We start from the raw sequence: 16302 nt of genomic DNA, 5'->3' as shown, positions 1-16302 counted from the left end.
ACCCTGCATTTCGTCGGCGGCGTCAGATGGGTATAAGAGACAGAGCACGGTGCTCGCGTCGCCCTCACCCCAGCCCTCTCCCGCAAGCGGGAGAGGGGGCGCGATGTGTGCGGGGAGAGGCATTGCTCCAAACATCCTCATGCGCTCACCGCCTTCAGCCGCTGCGTGGCGACGCGGTGATGGGCGTGGGTGATGGCGATGGCGAGAGCGTCGGCGGCGTCGGCGGTTTTCGGCTCGGCCTTGGGCAGCAGGATCTTCAGCATCATCTGGATCTGGGTCTTGTCGGCGTGGCCGGCGCCGACCACCGTCTTCTTGACGAGATTGGGCGCGTATTCGGCGACCAGCAGACCGTGCATTGCCGGCACCAGCATCGCCACGCCGCGCGCCTGGCCGAGCTTCAGCGTCGCGGCGCCGTCCTTGTTGACGAAGGTCTGCTCGACCGCGGCCTCGGCCGGCGCGTGGGCGGCCAGCACCTTGGCGAGCCCGTCATGGATCGCCAGCAGCCGCTCGGCCAGCGGCAGCGTGTCCCGCGGCTCCACAGAGCCGCACGCCACATAGACCAGCCGATTGCCCTCGCTCTCGACCACGCCCCAGCCGGTGCGGCGGAGGCCGGGGTCGATCCCGAGAATACGGACGCTGCGAATCGAGGGCTGGCTCATGGCGCAGTGATAACGCCATATAGACGTGAACGAAACAGAAACGGGGGACGGGGGAAACGCCGTCCCCAGCGTGAGGCACTGCCACAGCCCCACTCTCAGCCGTCATCCCCGCGCAGGCGGGGATCCAGTATTCCAGAGCACTGGCATTTGGCCGCAGCGACGGCCCCGCTCTATCGGCAACGCACTGGAATACTAGGTCGCCCGGTCGAGCCGGGCGATGACGGGAGAATTTGGGGCGAACGCACCCCGCCAAAGCAAGTCTCAGATGGCAGCCTCACCCCGCCATCTTCGCCATCAGGGCGTCCGAGACCTCGAAATTGGCGTAGACGTTCTGAACGTCGTCGTGGTCGTTCAGCGCATCCATCAGCTTGAACAGCTTCTCGCCGGTCTCGTCGTCGACCGCGACCGTGTTCTGCGGCTTCCAGATCACCGCCGCCTTGCGGGCTTCGCCGAATTTGGCTTCGAGCGCCTTGGCGACGTCGCGGAACGTCTCCTGCGAGGCATAGACCTCGTGGCCGGATTCCGACGACACCACGTCGTCGGCGCCGGCTTCGATCGCGGCATCGAGCATGTCGTCGGCGGAGGCCTTGTCGGCGTCGTATTCGATGATCCCGGTGCGGTCGAACATGAACGACACCGAGCCGGTTTCGCCGAGGTTGCCGCCGGACTTGGTGAAGAACGAGCGGATGTCGGACGCGGCGCGGTTGCGATTGTCGGTCAGCGCCTCGACGATCACCGCGACGCCGCCGGGACCATAACCCTCGTAGCGGATCTCGTCGTAGTTCTCCGAGTCGCCGCCGATCGCCTTCTTGATCGCGCGCTCGATGTTGTCCTTCGGCATGTTTTCCGCGCGCGCCGCCAGCACCGCGGCGCGCAGCCGCGGGTTCATCGCCGGGTCGGGAGTGCCGAGCTTGGCGGCGACGGTGATTTCGCGGGCGAGCTTGCTGAACAGCTTGGACCGCTGCGCGTCCTGCCGGCCCTTGCGGTGCATGATGTTCTTGAATTGCGAATGTCCGGCCATGCGCTCTCTCTCGCGGGTCGATCCGTTGGAATTTAGGGCTGCGGCGCGGGTTTATAAGCGGCGCATCCGCCAAAATCAAAGACTTGCCGCAACCGCCGACCGTGACCCCCGGAATTCCACCGAAAGAAAATTTAACCGTAACTTCACGAGGGCACGCGAGAGTAGCCGACCATATTCTAGTTCTGCGGGAGGAACCATGGCCATCGGCCTATTTCGCAAGCGGCAGCCGGCCATCGCCGCGCCTGCCGTGGCCGCCGTCGCGGCGCCCGGAGCGGCCGAACCGACCGCCGCGGTCGCAGAGGCCGATTCGGCGCGCGAGATGCTGGAGCTGTTGGAACTCGAGCTCGGCTCGCTGATTCGCCAGCTCGAGCGTGCCGCCCATTCGGTGACGACCGGCGTGGAATCGACCACCGCCACGCTGCACACCATTCGCGAGCGCACTGACGCCCTCACCGGCCGCACCAGCGCCGCACAGGCGACCGCCAGCTCGTTTTCGCAGGCCGCCGACAAGTTCACCGACTCCGCTCACGGCATCGGTGCCCAGGTCCGCCAGGCGTCCCAACTCGCCGACGACGCCTGCGCCGCCGCCAATGAAGCCACCGCCAATGTCGAGCGGCTGCGCGATTCGTCGGCGGCGATCGGCAACGTCGTCAATCTGATCTCCCAGATCGCCCGACAGACCACGTTGCTGGCTTTGAATTCGACGATCGAGGCGGCCCGCGCCGGCGCGGCGGGGCGGGGCTTCGCGGTGGTGGCGACCGAGGTCAAGGCGCTGGCGGTGCAGACCCAGGAGGCCACCGAGGAAATCAAGCGCAAGATCGACGCGCTGCAGCGCGACGCCTCCAGTTCGGCCGATGCCGTCCACCGCATCACCAGCGCAATCGCGGCGATCCGGCCGGTGTTCGACAACGTCAACGGTGCGGTCGCCGAGCAGAACGCCACCACCGGCGACATCGCCGACAACGCCACCTCGGCATCGACGTTCATCGCCTCGGTCGGCGACAGCGCTGCGGAAATCGACAGCGCCACCCGCGAGGCCGAACAGCACGGCGACGAGGTCGCGCGCGCCGGCCAGAACGTCACCAACTTCGCCGAGAAGCTGCGGGCACGCACCGCTGTCCTGCTCAAGCTCGGCGACCGCGAGGATGCGCGGCGGCGCGAGAAGCTGCCGTGCCACCTGCAGATCGAGCTCGACACGCCGCGCGGCAGGATTACCGCGCCGGCGTATGAGATCTCGATGGAGGGTGTGCTGATCAGCGGCCCGGCTGCCGCCGCGCTGGCGGTCGGCCAGACCTTTGCGGCCGAGTTGCAGGACGTGGGCGCGTGCCGCGTTCGCATCGCCGAGCACGGCAAGGCCGGCGCGCTGGCGCGGTTCGTCGCACCCGACGCCGGCCTGCAGGAGCGGATCGAGGACCGGCTGTGGGCGATCCGCGACGAGAACACCGAATTCGTCACCCGCGCGATCGAGGCCGGGCACGAGCTTGCCAAGATCTTCGAACGCGGCATCACCTCGGGCGCGCTGACGGTGGAGCAGATGTTCGACGACAACTACGTCGAGATCGCCGGCACCGACCCGAAGCAGTACCGCACGCAATATCTCGATTGGGCCGACCGCGCGTTGCCGCCGTTCCAGGAAGCGTTTCTGGCCAAGGATCCGCGGATGGCGTTCTGCGTGATGATCGACCGCAACGGCTATCTGCCGGTGCACAACAGACTGTATTCGCAGCCGCAGCGGCCGGGCGACGTCGCCTTCAACACCGCCAACTCCCGCAACCGCCGGATCTTCAACGATCCGGCCGGGCTCGCGGCCGGCCGCAACACCCGCTCGTTCCTGATCCAGAGCTACGCCCGCGACCTGGGCGGCGGCCAGACCGTGATGATGCGCGAGATCGACGTGCCGGTGCGGGTCCGCGGCCGCCACTGGGGCGGCTTCCGTACCGCCTACAAGCTGTGAGCAGAGGCGGCTGCTAACCGGCCAGCCGGTAGCGGCCGCTGATCACCGGGTCGCCTTCGGTGGCGACGACGCCGCGCATCACCAGATCTTCCAGATGCGCCAGCACCGAATAGCCGGCGGCGCTCATCAGTCGCGGGTCGATGCCGATATAGATCGCCCGCACCATGCTGGGGATGTCGGTCTCGCCCTTGCCGAGGCGGTGCAGGATCGAGGCTTCGCGCGCCAGCCGGTGGCGCTTCAGGAAGCGGGAGTAGCGCGGGCCTTCGGGAATCTCGGCGCCGTGGCCGGACAGATAAAGCTGTTCATCGCGCCCGATCAGCCGGTCGAGCGACGCCATGTAGTCCGGCATCGAGCCATCGGGCGGCGCCACGATGGTGGTCGACCAGCCCATGATGTGATCGCCGACGAACAGCGCGTCGCCCTCGCGCCAGGCGAATGCCATGTGGTTGGCGGTGTGGCCGGGCGTCGCCACCGACTCGATGGTCCAGCCGTCGCCCTCGATCACGTCGCCGTCGCGGATCGTGATGTCGGGCTTGAAGTTGCGGTCGGCGCCGGATTCGGTCGACACCGTCTCGCTCTCGAAATACGGCCGCGACGCCCGATGCGGCCCCTCGGCATAGACCGTGGCGCCGGTCGCCTGCTTGATCAGCGGCGTGCCGGGTGAGTGATCCTTGTGGGTGTGGGTGACCAGGATATGGGTGACGGTCTCGCCCTTCACCGCGTCGAGCAGTGCATTGGTGTGCGCCTCGTCCGCCGGCCCCGGATCGATGATCGCGACCTTACCGCGGCCGACGATGTAGCTGACGGTGCCGGTGAAGGTGAACGGCGACGGGTTGTTGCACAACACGCGGCGCAGGCCGGGACGGATTTCCTCGACGACGCCCGGCTGCAATCCGAACTCGCGATTGAACGGAACGTCGTCCTCGGGGCGATTCTCGTCGCTCATGGCGTTTCCAACCAGTTTGATTGTTGTTTGTTCTTCCCCCCTCACCGGGGTGGTCATCCCCGCGCATGCGGGGATCCAGTACTCACCGCCATCGCATATAGCGAACGCCCTGGGATACTGGGTCGCCCGCTTTCGCGGGCGATGACGGCAGAGCGCGGAACGAAGGGCGCGGACTTACGCCACGCCTTACGCGAACGCCTGCAGCCCGGTGATCGCCCGGCCCAAAATCAGCGCGTGGACGTCGTGGGTACCCTCGTAGGTGTTCACCGTCTCGAGGTTCTGGGCGTGGCGCATCACGTGATACTCGATCTGGATGCCGTTGCCGCCGTGCATATCGCGGGCCATCCGGGCGATGTCGAGCGCCTTGCCGCAATTGTTGCGCTTGACGATCGAGATCATCTCCGGCGCCATCTTGCCTTCGTCCATCAGCCGTCCGACGCGCAAGCTGGCCTGCAGGCCGAGGGTGATCTCGGTCTCCATGTCGGCGAGCTTCTTCTGCACCAACTGGGTCGCGGCGAGCGGACGGTTGAACTGCTTGCGGTCGAGCGTGTACTGCCGGGCGCGGTGGAAGCAGTCTTCGGCGGCGCCCATCGCGCCCCAGGAGATGCCGTAGCGGGCGCGGTTGAGGCAGCCGAACGGCCCCTTGAGACCGGAGACGTTGGGCAGCAGATTCTCTTCCGGCACCACCACACCGTCCATCACGATCTCGCCGGTGATCGAGGCGCGAAGCGACAGCTTGCCGCCGACCTTCGGCGCCGACAGGCCCTTCATGCCCTTCTCGAGGACGAAGCCGCGGATCTGATTGTCGTGGGCGGCAGACTTCGCCCACACCACGAACACGTCGGCGATCGGCGCGTTCGAGATCCACATCTTGCTGCCGGTGAGGCGATAGCCGTCGGCGACCTTCTCGGCCTTGGTCTTCATGCCGCCGGGATCGGAGCCGGCGTCCGGCTCGGTGAGGCCGAAGCAGCCGACCCACTCGCCGGAGGCGAGCTTGGGCAGATACTTCTTGCGCTGGTTTTCGTCGCCGTAGGCGTAGATCGGATACATCACCAGCGACGACTGCACGCTGTTCATCGAGCGATAACCGCTGTCGACCCGCTCGATTTCGCGCGCGACGAGACCGTAGGCGACGTAGCTGGCGTTGGCGCAGCCGTATTCCTCCGGCAGCGTGATGCCGATCAGGCCGAGCGACCCCATCTCGTTGAAGATCTCGCGGTCGGTCTTCTCTTCGAGATACGCCTGCGACACCCGCGGCAGCAGCTTGTCCTGAGCGTAGGCGCGCGCGGTATCACGGATCATCCGCTCGTCTTCGGTGAGCTGATCTTCCAGCAGCAGCGGATCGTCCCACTTGAAGCTCGCCGGAGCCGGCTTGTCCTTGGTTTGCGCGCGCACGCTCATCGATTGCCCTTTCAGACCTTGCCGCGTCTGGCGACGTTGATGGGGAGGGTAAGACCTCGGTCAGGTGCCTTCAAGGTGCTCGTTGCCGACGATCTCGATGCCGAAACCGGACAGGCCCTTGTATTCGATCTGCGAGGTGGTGAGGTGCCTGATCGAGGAGACGCCGAGGTCGCGCAGGATCTGCGCGCCGACGCCGATCTCACGCCATTGCCGATGCCGATCGGCTTCCGCCGATTTCGGCTCGTCGATCGGCGCGACCGGCACGCCGGCGGCGCCGTCACGCAGATAGATCAGCACGCCGGAGCCGTTCGCCTTGAAGTGATCGAGCACAGCCTGCATCCGCCGCGGGCCGGTGAAGATCTCCTTGACGATGTTCGGCTTGTGGAACCTGGTCAGCACGTTTCTGCCGTCGCCGATACCGTTGTAGACGCAGGCGACGTGGGCGATCTCGTCGAACGGCGAGCGGTAGGCATAGCCCTGCATCGGACCGATCGGACTGTCGATCGGAAACGTCGCAACGCGTTCGATCAGCTTCTCGCGCGCCTGGCGATGCGCGATCAGGTCGGCGATGGTGACCAGCTTGAGACCGTGCTTCTTGGCGAATTCGACGACCTGCGCGCCCTTGGTGACGGTGCCGTCGTCGTTCATCAGTTCGCTGATGACGCCGACCGGCGGCAGGCCGGCGAGCTTGCACAGATCGACCGCGGCTTCGGTGTGGCCGGAGCGCAGCAGCACGCCGCCGTCACGCGCGATCAGCGGGAAGATGTGGCCCGGGCGGGCGAAGTCGGCGGCGCCGGCATTGGGATTGGCCAGCGCGCGACAGCACGAGGCGCGCTCGTCCGCCGAGATGCCGGTGCCGTTGTCAGGCTTGTAGTCGATCGAAACCGTGAAGGCGGTGGTGTGGTTGCTGTCGTTGTGCGCGACCATCGGATCGAGCCGCAGCCGCCGCGCGTCGTCCATGGTGATGGGGGCGCAGACGATGCCCGAGGTGTGGCGGATGATGAACGCCATCTTCTCCGCGGTGCACAGCGAGGCGGCGACCACCAGATCGCCTTCTCCCTCACGATCGTCGTCATCGGTGACGACGACGCTTTCGCCGGCGGCGAAGGCTTGCAGAACGTCTTGAATGGGGTGCGCCATGGTCGGATCTCTGAAACAGGACCCGACCATATGACGCAGCGCGGGCAGGGACGCAAGGCGCGCCGCCGAAGCGGCCGCCTTGCGCGAAATTCTCTACCGCACAGCGGAATTCCGCGATTCGGCGGCGGTCGGCGGTTACTCCGCAGGCGAAGCCGCCGCCGCCTTCTTCTTGACGAACTGATCGTAGGCCTCGACCGCCTGGGCAGCGTACATCACGCTGGGGCCGGCGCCCATGTAGATCGCCATGCCCATGGTCTCCATCACCTCGTCGCGGGTCGCGCCGTGCTTCACCGCGGCTTCGGCATGAAACCCGATGCAACCGTCGCAGCGCGTCGCGACCGAGATCGCGAGCGCGATCAGCTCCTTGGTTTTGGTATCCAGCGCGTTGGCCTTGAGCGCCGCCTGCGCGATCGCCGAGAAGCCCTTCATCACGTCCGGCGCACCGGTGCGGACTTCGCGCAACGCCACCGACAGCTCGCCGGTCAGATCGATCCAGTTCTTGTGCATGGTTTCACCTGTGCAAAAACAACGCTCCCGGGATCGAGGCGGCGCCTGATCCCGGGAGCAATTATGGAGTGCCGAGGCGTCAGGACTTGGTCGAGCAGGTCTTGATGCCGAACAGCGTGTAGGCCGGGCAGAAACCGATCGCAGCGGTCAGCAGCGGCACGACGCCGATCCAGGCCCAGATCGGACCGCCGGTCAACGCCCAATAGATCAGGCCGGCACCGACGATGGCACGCAGCACACGATCGATCATTCCCATGTTCACAGTCATCTTCGTTTCCCCTCGCTCGGTTGAGTGACACGCTGGTTCTAGGGCGCGCAGGGGGCACGGTCTGTGACCAAGTCACCGGCCGCGGCCGATCCGTCTAACGTTCAATGCCCCGATCGCGCGGCCGCCCGCAACGGCGCCGCGTTGCGCAGCTCGACGCGGCCGCGACCGAGATTGACCCAGCCGCGCCGCTCGAACGTCTTCAGATGCCGGCTGACGACTTCGCGCGCGGTGCCGATTTCAGCCGCGAGCTGAGCGTGGGTGATCGACAATTCGCGATCGTCCGCGGCCAGCGCCAGCAGGCGCGATGCCAGCCGGGTTTCGATCGAGGCGAACGCGACGTTCTGGATCACCGCCATCAGATCCGCCATCCGGGCGGCCTGGGCGTTGAACACGAAGCTGCGGAACTGCGCCGAGCTTCCCATCAGCTCGTGGAAGGTCGCGGCCGGCAGCCCCACCGCTTCGACCGGGCTCTCGGTCACCGCGAACGCGCTGTAACTGTCGGAGGCGAGCAGCGCCAGGGTGGTGAGAATGCAGATGCTGCCGGGACCGAGCCGATACAGCACGATCTCGTTGCCCTCGGCATCGAGCTGAAACACCCGGACGGTGCCGCGGCAGACCAGGATGAACATGCCGCAGGGCTGGTCAGGGGCGAACACCGAGGCGCCGGCCGGCAGGCTCATCGCCATCGCCGCACCGGCGAGCGGACTCCGCTCCTCGTCCGACAACCCGGCGAGCGCCGGAAAGCCCCGCAACCAATCTACCTCAGGCAAGCTCATCGCGACCAACCGGGTTCACGCTGGACCTGCCGAGATATCGGCCGACCAGCCAGCGCTCGGTTGATCTCTATCAATCGTCGGCAGCGGCGAACAGCCGCGTTTTGCCGCGATCCCGGGACAGCGAGGGATCCGGGACCGGAAGCAAGGCGTCGAGGTGCCGAGGCGGCGTCCGGAATTAGGCCCGGAGGTCTCCCCCGGCTCAGGGATTTTCGGTCGCCGTGGAAGGGCCGGAAATGACGTCGCCGTCGCGGTGGCGCCAATAGCGGGCGCGCAGCCGCGGAGCGATCCACCAAGCCACCGGCGCTGCCAGAATGAAGCTTGCCGCGACCGCCGCGGGAACCCATGCCATTGCGTTCTGTGCGAGCGCCGGGATCGTCAGCACGGCGACGATACCGATGCCGAACAGCACGGCATTGGTCATCATGTAGACCAGCGAAGCGATACGAAACCGGTTGGACATTCGAACCTCCTGTTCGGGGGTCAATGTCCGCGATGCGTGAGTTGTTCCGACGGGAACCGAACCTGGCCTTGACGGCGTCCCGGCGATGATCGCTCACAACTTCGGTGGCGGCGGCGGTCGCCGATTCGCGTTGATTCAGCGGATGAAGCACTCGCGCTGATCTAATGACAATCCCGACCGGCTGGCGGTGCAATGCTACTGATACCTTGTTGAATTTGCGAAGTGTCACCGCTGCCATCTTCGGCTATGCTGGCCGAATTCGTCGGGGACTCCAACGCGATGTCTTGCTTACGGAAATCGCTGCTGATCGGCGCCACTTTGCTGCTTGCCGCCCCGGCGCAGGCCCAGCTCTCACCCAACCCCGGCGCGGTCAATGATTGCACATTGCTGACCGACCCGACCGCGTTGCGCCGCTGCATCGAGAAGCAGCAGGGCGTCACCACGTATTCCGAGACGCCACCGCCGCGGGGCGATGTTTCGCCGCTGCTCAAGCGCGAGCGCGACTACTATCGCAACACCAAGACCAAGAAGCCGAAGCGCAAGCGTCCCCGGCAGCCGTGATCGGCCGGACCGGCTGTCAGTATGTCGCCTGCACGATGCAGCCGCGGCTGCCAGCGGCGACCGACGCGCACATTTCTGCTTCCGCAGTCGGCTTCTTCGCGGGGCCGCGGCCCGGCGCAGAGCGTGGCGCGACCGGTCGCGCGGCCATGGCGGTCGGGCTCGTCGTCGCGGCGATTTTTCGTGAGACGATCGACGGCCGTGCGGGGGCGGCGTCGGTGATCCTCGACGCATCGGCGCGGTTGGCTGCCCAATCCTCGGCGCTGAAGCCGGTGATGCGCAGCACATAGTCGCGCGTCTCGGCCGGCAGCTCCGAGGTGCCGCGCAGCCACGCCGACACCCGGCCGGCGCCGGCATTGTAGGCCGCGGCGGCGAGGCCGAGATTTCCGAACTGGCGGCGCAGGTCGGCGAGATAGCGCGCCGCAGCCGGGATCGCCTTGAGCGGGTCGAACGGATCGTCGAGCCCGCGCTCGGCTGCTGTGCCGGGCATGAACTGGGCGATCCCCATGGCTCCGGCGCGGCTCACCGCAAGCGTGAACATCGTGCTTTCCTGATTGAGCAACCGGGTCAGGAATGCAGGCGGCAGGCCGTGCTGCTGGGCTGCCTGCGCGATCACCGGCGCCCATGGCGCCGTCGCTGCGACGGGCGCATCGAACGACGATTCGCCAAAGCGCGCGGCCACGACCAGGCCACCGGCATCGGCGATGCGCTGTTGCGCCATCGCCCCGCCGCAGCTCGCAACGGCCGCGACGGCGGCGAGTGCCGCAGTTGCCAGCCAGGCGAGAGTAGCGCGCGCCGCCATCATCAGCTCCGCGGTGCCCATTCCGGAGAACGGTCGACCTGCTCGGCTTCGATGCGCTCCTCCTTGGTGAGATACGGCTTCATGAACGCCGGCTGCGGCTTGTCGCGGTCGAGATAGTCGCGGATCAGCTTGGCCTCCATCACCGGATCGGCGAAGCGCCACAGCTTCTGCCGAGCGCCCTCCATGATGGTGGAGTACACGGCGAGGTCGATCGCCTGCCGCACCGCAAGCTGGGTCGGCTCGCTGCGGGTGATGCCGGCCTCGATCTGCAGCAGCTTGTCGAGCGCGACGTATTTGTAGGTGTTGCCCTGGAGCGACACCGAATACACCGTCTTGGTGGTGGTGATGCTGGTCAGCACCTCGCCGCTCTGCACCGAAGCGACGCGCAGGCCGACGGTCACCATATCCCGTCGGAACTTGGTGTCTGCGCCGATGCCCAGATAGTTGGCGCCGATGCCCCCGGTCATGTAGTTGGCGTCGAAGGCGACGATGCCGCCCTCGATCAGAAGGCCGGCGAACCGCATCGGTGGCAACGGCTTGGCGCGGTCGCGGTCGAATTCCTGGCGCGTGGCCCGGACCAACTGACGCTCCTGGAGCAGGTTGTTGAGGCCGTTGCGCTCCACGACACGGAACCATGTCCCTCCGCCGGCGCGCTTCAGCGCATCGATCGCCAATCCGGCGCCGCCCTGGGTCACGGCGCGTGAGAACACCGCAACGTTGTCATTGGGCTCGTTCTTGCCGGTAAGGTCGGGGAATTGATAGATCGCCACGTCGATCTTCTGCTGAGGCGGCGGCAACGTCTCGAGATTGACAGCGGTCGGAGACGGCGGCGTCACCACAGGCGGCTCTTCGAAGAAAGCATCGCGATGACCGGGGCGCGAGCACCCGGCCAGCAAAACCGCCACTGCGGCGAGGCCAATGATCGATCTGAAATAGCGTGTCACGCGAAATATCCTCAAACAAACTTGGCTGAACGCCGGAATACGTCCAGGTCGGATCAATGCGTCACGGTCGGCAGACTGATCTGGGTGATGGTCGAACCATCGTTGATGGTGATGTTGGTCTGACCGTCGACCTTGGCGAAGCTGATGGTCGTGCCCTGGAAGCTGAATGTGCCGCTCTGCTGGGCGTTGGCGCCGAAGATGGCCTGCGTCACCTGGTTGGCGAGTGAGGCGTAGAGCTGGCTCTGCAGTTGCTGGGCGAAAATCTGCGACTGCGTCATCTGTTGCGCCCCGCTGGTCGGAGCGGCGCGGTTGAAGTGATTACCCGCAGTCGCCTGCTGCATCTGCCACGATCCGTTGAGCGGACTGCCGCCGAACGCCGGATTGGTCGGGGTGTAGACCAGACTGCCCGCGTCCGCTTCTGCCGCGCCGACACACAGCGCCAAGGCGGTGAGAATGCCCACGTATCTCATCGATGACCTCCCATTTGCACGATCACGGCCCCGCCATTGTTGCCGATCTGGCTGAGGCCATAGCTGAGATTGCTGCCGATCTGGGTGCTGCTGTAGGCGTTGCGGTTGCCGGTGACGTCGATCCTGGCGCTGTTGTTGTCGCCGATCTGGCTGTTGTGCAGCACGTTCTGATTGCCGTTCACGGCGAAGCTGGACTCATTGCCGGAGCCGAGCTGCGACTGCAGCGTCACGTTCAACGAGCCGCGCACGTCTGACGTCACGGAGTTGGCGTTGCCGGTCTGGCTGACAATCGCGGTGTTGTGGCCGCCGCTCGGCAACGCACCGTCGGCGACCGGTCCCTGCAGCGTCCGGCTCACCAGATAGCCGGAGAAATCAGTGTAGAGATCGGCCGGCTGCGCAGATGCCATACCGGCCAGCGCGACGAGACCAAGCATCGCCCCAGCTACCCGAGGCACGGCTGCTCGCATCGACGGGTTCATTTGACAGTCTCCGGATCGAGATTGCATTGGATGGTGACGCTGCCGAACGACACGTCCAGTCTGGCGGCATATCGGTTGGCGCTGCTGTAATCGAGCACGACATTGCCGACGGTCACGCGTTGCTCGGCGATGGCGGTGAACGCGCCTGCCTGCTTGATGCGGGAGGTACCGGCGGCGCCGGCCTTGTCGACGGCCAGCTTGTAGCTGCCGGCACCGTCGCGTACCGCAGTGATCACCCCCTGCAAGGTGACGTGGCCGCCGCTGACCGCAGCCTCGACCTCACACTGGACGACCTGCGGGACTTGATCCACAGCCATTCGACTCTCCGCGACGCGAACACCGGAAGATCGGCGACCGGACATGTCCGGTCGCTCCACTTCCAGAAGGAAAGCGAGGCGCGAACGCCCCGCTTTCAGTGCTTCAGCCGGACACTATTGCTGCTTGATGTTGGCGTGGTTGTTCACGCCAGACTGGTTCACGTTGGAGACGTTGTAATTGCCGACCTGAGCAACGACGATCCCGTTGCTCGAGCCATCCTGCGTGTAGTAGCTGGCACTGAATTGCCCGGACTGGGAGACACTGGCCGTGTTGAAGCTCCCGCCAGTCTGCGAGCCCTTGCTGTACAGACCATTGCCATCCTGAACGACGTAAGCGGTGTTCGACACCGCTGTGTTCGACTGGTCGTTAACGATCTGATTGAAGGCGGTGCTGACGGTGTTGGTCTGTGTATAGGTCAGACGGTTGCCGGTGCCGGCCTGATTATTGCTGACATAATTGTACGTGCCAGCTTGAGTACCGAAGAGTGTTTCGCCGGCACCGCTCTGCGTGTTGAACACTTGGTTGACGTTGCCGGTCTGAGAACCGTTGGCGCTGTTGGAAGACCCGGTCTGGGTGTTGATGTAGGTGTTGCTATCGCCGGTCTGCGTGATCGGGCTGTCGGTGCCGTAGATGCTGCCCGTCACGCCGACGACGTTCCCGGCATTCGTTTGGATCGAGCTGAAGACGTTCGCGTTGCCGTTCTGCCAGGCGTTGGCGCCCTGCAAGTTGCCCGACTGGCTGATCGACAGAGAGTTCGAATTGCCGCCGCCCTGCACGGCGACCGCGTAGTTCAGGCCGGCGTTGTTCTGCGTGATCGAGGCGACGTTGTAGTTGCCACCGGTCGGCAGCGTATTGCCCGTAGAGGCATCGGTCTCGGCTGCGCCGATGCCCTGACGAACATAGGCCATGCCCCATTCGCCGATTTGATTGACCGAGGTCGAGTTGCCGGTATTGCCCTGCTTGATGCTGAAGACGTTGTTCTTGCCATCCTGGATGACGGAAACCTTGCTTCCGTTCGACGACGAATCCTGAGTAATCTTGTTGAAGACACCCGGATCGTTGGTCCAGTTCCAGCCGGACGGAACGGCGCCATTGCTGGTGCCGGTCTGCTGAAGCTCGACGTCGCTGCCGGTACCTTCCTGAACGATTGCGGCAGAGTTGCCCGCACCGGACTGCTTGCCCTGGATGTCGCGACCGATGCTGTTGGAGTTGCCGGACTGCGTCACCGTGAGGAGGTTCGCTCCCGATAACGTGCCATTTTCCTGGAGAAATCCCGAGTTACCGTTGAAGGCGCCGACACTGTTGCCGTTGCCGGATTGTGTGATGTTGGCCTGCTGATCGTTGCCGGTCTGATTCAGATACACCGTATTGGAATCAGCAGCGAACGCGGCAGTTACGGACAGCGCCAATACGCTGGCGGTCGCAAAGAATAGATTACGCCTCATCGACAAATACTCCCCTGTTGAAAGATCAATGCCGTACTTCCATCGGGTCTGCTGCCGGATGGAATATCGCGTTATTAGGAGGAGTCCAAAGATTAGACAATGATTAAGTTGTATCATTATGATGCAATCACGGTTTTTACGCTGTACACTCGATGAGTGATCTATACGCTTTCAAGTAATTGAATAGTCATCCCGAAATAGAACAGTATAATCACCGCTCTCAAAAGCGATTAGCTGCCGCAAGATAAGTAATAAGTGTTCATACGCGGAGGGCGCAGCAAGATCGGACTCGCGTCTTCGGAAATTCCAGACTAGAAAACAACTACACGCCCAACCGTGGGTGGTAACAAGATGTTCCTTTTGATCTATGCGGCAGCATTGGCCTGGAGCGTGGTCGGCGCGGCTCATGCACAGTCTTCACAGCCGGCCCGGGCGCCCGCTGCCGCCCCCGCCCCCCAGCGACCGGCCGACGCGGCGCCGGCGACCGCCGATTCGCCGAAATGTCCGGAGGCGTGCGTCCGCGCCAACAACGAGAGAGCCTCGGCGATCTGCGCCCGCAAGATCGAGGCGCAGGCACCAGGCGACTTCGAATGGATCAGCAGACCGTTCGCCGGCATTTTCCAGCAGGCCGACCCATCCAAGCCGGACAACGCGATCGTCAATTATCGCGGCGACTCGATCCGCTTCCTGTCGCCGCAGAAGGAGTGGGTGCGGGTGTCGTATGAATGCGCGTTCGATCCGGAGCGAGGCGCCGTGGTCGGCGTCCGCGTCCGCCCCGGCCGGCTCGACCAACCAATGGCGCTGCAGGCCCCGCCGGGCCCCAATGGCCAGCCGCAACAGACCGGCCCGGTGAAGGCCGGGCCGTTGGCCGATGCGATCCTGAAGGCCGCCAAGCAGCGCGGCGCCCAGCCACAGAAGCCGCCGCCCCCGCCCAAGGTCGGCGAGCCGAGCCCGATCGACTTCACCCAGATCGATTCCCGCCGCGGCGCCTGGTGAGTCCCAGGCCGGCGCAGCGAAACCCACAGGCTCGCACCGGCGGCGACCGCGTCACGATGATGCTGAACGATGCTGCTGAATGTGAAGGGATCGGGAAAAGGCGGCAATTCGCCGAAAATCTTGGTCGGAGTGGCAGGATTCGAACCTGCGACCCCTGCGTCCCGAACGCAGTGCTCTACCGGGCTGAGCCACACTCCGACAAGAGGCCCGGCTTATAGCGTCCGCCTTCCGGCTTCGCAAGCGTTCCAATGGGGATAATGAGAGGATTTTTATCCAACCGCCGCCCTCCGGTCAGGGGCGGCGGTCGCGCGCGTGAAAGCTCAGCCCCGAACGGGCGTGAAGCCGTAAAGACGGTAGGCGTTTTCGGTGAAGACGCGGTCGCGCGCGGCCGCATCGGGCACCCAGTCGGCGAGCAGGTCGAGCAGCTCGCCGACATTCATCATGTGCGTCCAGGTCGCGACGTGCGGCCAGTCGCTGCCCCAGACGCAACGATCGGGCGCCGTCTCGTGAAGGAGTCGGGCGAACGGAATGGTGTCGAGGTAAGGAAATCCCGCGACCGTGTTCCGATAGGCCCCCGACAGCTTCACCCAGGCGCCGTCGCGCACCAGCGACACCAGCGTCTGGAAGCCGGGGTCGTCGATCCCCCGCGACACCGGGAAATGCCCCCAGTGATCGACGATGAACGGCACCGGCAGATTCCCGAGCTGCGGCGCCAGCGGCACCAGATCCTTGGCGTCGATCAGGAACTGCAGATGCCAGCCGAGCTCCTTGGCCATCGCCGCATATTCGCCGACGCGCTCGAACCCGATGCCGCCGCCATACAGGATGTTCAGGCGAAGGCCGACGACGCCGGCCTCCTTCATCGCCGCCAGTTCCCGGTCCGGCAGCCCGAGCGGGATCACCGCGATGCCCTTCAGCCGATCGCGATGGGCCTGCAGCGTCTCCAGCATCAGGCGATTGTCGGTGCCGTGCACGCTGACCTGCACGACCACGCCGTAAGTCATGCCGGTGGCGTCGAGCATTGCCAGATACGACTCCGGCGTCGCCGCCGGCGGCGTGTAGCTGCGCACATCCACGAACGGATAGGCCGGCGGCAGGCCGATGACGTGGGCGTGGGTGTCGACCGCGGCGGGCGGCACCACGTAGCGGGGCGGCCGG

At 65.3% G+C, this 16302-nt stretch carries 19 protein-coding genes and 1 tRNA gene; 3 read left to right on the top strand and 17 right to left on the bottom strand.

What is annotated here, in order from left to right; genetic code table 11:
• Positions 1-137 precede the first annotated feature (137 nt).
• Together ruvC and DU475_RS18775 are read right to left on the bottom strand one after the other, a co-directional pair.
• A complete protein-coding gene (ruvC, locus tag DU475_RS18780) occupies positions 138-659 on the bottom strand; it encodes a crossover junction endodeoxyribonuclease RuvC (RefSeq protein WP_047307674.1) in 522 nt (173 codons plus the stop codon).
• Positions 660-933: 274 nt separating this feature from the next.
• Entirely contained in the window at positions 934-1680 is a 747-nt protein-coding gene (locus DU475_RS18775) for a YebC/PmpR family DNA-binding transcriptional regulator (protein WP_013501043.1), read from the bottom strand.
• Positions 1681-1876: 196 nt separating this feature from the next.
• On the opposite strand from DU475_RS18775, the gene DU475_RS18770 reads away from it, so the two are divergent.
• Positions 1877-3634, top strand: a complete 1758-nt coding sequence (locus DU475_RS18770) for a methyl-accepting chemotaxis protein (RefSeq protein WP_164632986.1) — start codon at positions 1877-1879, stop codon at positions 3632-3634.
• Between the two features lie 13 nt (positions 3635-3647).
• On the opposite strand, the gene DU475_RS18765 is transcribed toward DU475_RS18770, so the two are convergent.
• From DU475_RS18765 to DU475_RS18735, 7 genes are all read right to left on the bottom strand, one after another.
• Positions 3648-4580 carry an MBL fold metallo-hydrolase gene (locus DU475_RS18765; RefSeq protein WP_013501041.1) on the bottom strand — a complete coding sequence of 311 codons (933 nt, stop codon included), beginning with the start codon at positions 4578-4580 and terminating at the stop codon, positions 3648-3650.
• Between the two features lie 186 nt (positions 4581-4766).
• Entirely contained in the window at positions 4767-5981 is a 1215-nt protein-coding gene (locus tag DU475_RS18760; protein ID WP_013501040.1) for an acyl-CoA dehydrogenase, read from the bottom strand.
• A gap of 60 nt (positions 5982-6041) precedes the next feature.
• Positions 6042-7121 (bottom strand): 3,4-dihydroxy-2-butanone-4-phosphate synthase, encoded by a 1080-nt coding sequence (ribB, locus tag DU475_RS18755; protein WP_164632985.1) that lies wholly within the window; start codon positions 7119-7121, stop codon positions 6042-6044.
• A 135-nt stretch (positions 7122-7256) separates the two neighbouring features.
• Positions 7257-7628 carry a carboxymuconolactone decarboxylase family protein gene (locus tag DU475_RS18750; RefSeq protein ID WP_011156656.1) on the bottom strand — a complete coding sequence of 124 codons (372 nt, stop codon included), beginning with the start codon at positions 7626-7628 and terminating at the stop codon, positions 7257-7259.
• 79 nt (positions 7629-7707) lie between these two features.
• The gene (locus DU475_RS18745; RefSeq protein ID WP_013501038.1) at positions 7708-7896 is read right to left on the bottom strand and encodes a YgaP family membrane protein; all 189 of its coding nucleotides are present in this window, start codon (positions 7894-7896) and stop codon (positions 7708-7710) included.
• A gap of 101 nt (positions 7897-7997) precedes the next feature.
• Entirely contained in the window at positions 7998-8672 is a 675-nt protein-coding gene (locus DU475_RS18740) for a Crp/Fnr family transcriptional regulator (RefSeq protein ID WP_013501037.1), read from the bottom strand.
• A gap of 199 nt (positions 8673-8871) precedes the next feature.
• Entirely contained in the window at positions 8872-9132 is a 261-nt protein-coding gene (locus DU475_RS18735) for a PH domain-containing protein (protein ID WP_013501036.1), read from the bottom strand.
• A gap of 279 nt (positions 9133-9411) precedes the next feature.
• Here DU475_RS18735 and DU475_RS18730 point away from each other — a divergent pair, with 279 nt between their 5' ends.
• Complete coding sequence (locus DU475_RS18730; RefSeq protein ID WP_142881966.1) at positions 9412-9693, top strand: hypothetical protein; 282 nt, start codon at positions 9412-9414, stop codon at positions 9691-9693.
• 16 nt (positions 9694-9709) lie between these two features.
• On the opposite strand, the gene DU475_RS18725 is transcribed toward DU475_RS18730, so the two are convergent.
• The 6 genes from DU475_RS18725 to DU475_RS18700 form a co-directional block, all read right to left on the bottom strand.
• Complete coding sequence (locus DU475_RS18725) at positions 9710-10492, bottom strand: transglycosylase SLT domain-containing protein (RefSeq protein ID WP_164632984.1); 783 nt, start codon at positions 10490-10492, stop codon at positions 9710-9712.
• A gap of 2 nt (positions 10493-10494) precedes the next feature.
• The gene (locus DU475_RS18720; RefSeq protein ID WP_013501033.1) at positions 10495-11436 is read right to left on the bottom strand and encodes a CsgG/HfaB family protein; all 942 of its coding nucleotides are present in this window, start codon (positions 11434-11436) and stop codon (positions 10495-10497) included.
• Between the two features lie 53 nt (positions 11437-11489).
• A complete protein-coding gene (locus tag DU475_RS18715) occupies positions 11490-11906 on the bottom strand; it encodes a curli production assembly/transport component CsgF (protein WP_047310007.1) in 417 nt (138 codons plus the stop codon).
• Positions 11903-12340, bottom strand: a complete 438-nt coding sequence (locus DU475_RS18710) for a curlin subunit CsgB (protein WP_234713421.1) — start codon at positions 12338-12340, stop codon at positions 11903-11905. Before DU475_RS18710 ends, DU475_RS18715 begins: the two co-directional genes overlap by 4 nt.
• 41 nt (positions 12341-12381) lie before the next feature.
• The gene (gene csgH / locus DU475_RS18705; protein ID WP_164632983.1) at positions 12382-12702 is read right to left on the bottom strand and encodes a curli-like amyloid fiber formation chaperone CsgH; all 321 of its coding nucleotides are present in this window, start codon (positions 12700-12702) and stop codon (positions 12382-12384) included.
• Between the two features lie 114 nt (positions 12703-12816).
• On the bottom strand, positions 12817-14148 hold the full coding sequence (locus DU475_RS18700; protein WP_164632982.1) for a curlin: 1332 nt from the start codon (positions 14146-14148) through the stop codon (positions 12817-12819).
• 351 nt (positions 14149-14499) lie between these two features.
• Here DU475_RS18700 and DU475_RS18695 point away from each other — a divergent pair, with 351 nt between their 5' ends.
• Complete coding sequence (locus tag DU475_RS18695) at positions 14500-15144, top strand: hypothetical protein (protein WP_164632981.1); 645 nt, start codon at positions 14500-14502, stop codon at positions 15142-15144.
• Between the two features lie 121 nt (positions 15145-15265).
• On the opposite strand, the gene DU475_RS18690 is transcribed toward DU475_RS18695, so the two are convergent.
• Positions 15266-15342 (bottom strand) — tRNA-Pro (locus DU475_RS18690).
• A gap of 122 nt (positions 15343-15464) precedes the next feature.
• Positions 15465-16302: amidohydrolase family protein (locus tag DU475_RS18685; protein WP_164632980.1), on the bottom strand; the 838-nt coding region annotated here is incomplete at its 5' end.

This window comes from Rhodopseudomonas sp. WA056, from assembly GCF_010906995.1.
Taxonomy (GTDB): Bacteria; Pseudomonadota; Alphaproteobacteria; order Rhizobiales; family Xanthobacteraceae; genus Rhodopseudomonas; species Rhodopseudomonas palustris_G.
This window is presented reverse-complemented; position numbering and strand designations above follow the sequence as displayed.

What these genes read in the sequence shown, in the direction of transcription:
- ruvC (WP_047307674.1), bottom strand. Translation starts at nt 659, where the DNA reads ATGAGCCAGCCCTCGATTCGCAGCGTCCGTATTCTCGGGATCGACCCC.
- DU475_RS18775 (WP_013501043.1), bottom strand. Translation starts at nt 1,680, where the DNA reads ATGGCCGGACATTCGCAATTCAAGAACATCATGCACCGCAAGGGCCGG.
- DU475_RS18770 (WP_164632986.1), top strand. Translation starts at nt 1,877, where the DNA reads ATGGCCATCGGCCTATTTCGCAAGCGGCAGCCGGCCATCGCCGCGCCT.
- DU475_RS18765 (WP_013501041.1), bottom strand. Translation starts at nt 4,580, where the DNA reads ATGAGCGACGAGAATCGCCCCGAGGACGACGTTCCGTTCAATCGCGAG.
- DU475_RS18760 (WP_013501040.1), bottom strand. Translation starts at nt 5,981, where the DNA reads ATGAGCGTGCGCGCGCAAACCAAGGACAAGCCGGCTCCGGCGAGCTTC.
- ribB (WP_164632985.1), bottom strand. Translation starts at nt 7,121, where the DNA reads ATGGCGCACCCCATTCAAGACGTTCTGCAAGCCTTCGCCGCCGGCGAA.
- DU475_RS18750 (WP_011156656.1), bottom strand. Translation starts at nt 7,628, where the DNA reads ATGCACAAGAACTGGATCGATCTGACCGGCGAGCTGTCGGTGGCGTTG.
- DU475_RS18745 (WP_013501038.1), bottom strand. Translation starts at nt 7,896, where the DNA reads ATGACTGTGAACATGGGAATGATCGATCGTGTGCTGCGTGCCATCGTC.
- DU475_RS18740 (WP_013501037.1), bottom strand. Translation starts at nt 8,672, where the DNA reads ATGAGCTTGCCTGAGGTAGATTGGTTGCGGGGCTTTCCGGCGCTCGCC.
- DU475_RS18735 (WP_013501036.1), bottom strand. Translation starts at nt 9,132, where the DNA reads ATGTCCAACCGGTTTCGTATCGCTTCGCTGGTCTACATGATGACCAAT.
- DU475_RS18730 (WP_142881966.1), top strand. Translation starts at nt 9,412, where the DNA reads ATGTCTTGCTTACGGAAATCGCTGCTGATCGGCGCCACTTTGCTGCTT.
- DU475_RS18725 (WP_164632984.1), bottom strand. Translation starts at nt 10,492, where the DNA reads ATGGCGGCGCGCGCTACTCTCGCCTGGCTGGCAACTGCGGCACTCGCC.
- DU475_RS18715 (WP_047310007.1), bottom strand. Translation starts at nt 11,906, where the DNA reads ATGAGATACGTGGGCATTCTCACCGCCTTGGCGCTGTGTGTCGGCGCG.
- DU475_RS18710 (WP_234713421.1), bottom strand. Translation starts at nt 12,340, where the DNA reads ATGCTTGGTCTCGTCGCGCTGGCCGGTATGGCATCTGCGCAGCCGGCC.
- csgH (WP_164632983.1), bottom strand. Translation starts at nt 12,702, where the DNA reads ATGGCTGTGGATCAAGTCCCGCAGGTCGTCCAGTGTGAGGTCGAGGCT.
- DU475_RS18700 (WP_164632982.1), bottom strand. Translation starts at nt 14,148, where the DNA reads ATGAGGCGTAATCTATTCTTTGCGACCGCCAGCGTATTGGCGCTGTCC.
- DU475_RS18695 (WP_164632981.1), top strand. Translation starts at nt 14,500, where the DNA reads ATGTTCCTTTTGATCTATGCGGCAGCATTGGCCTGGAGCGTGGTCGGC.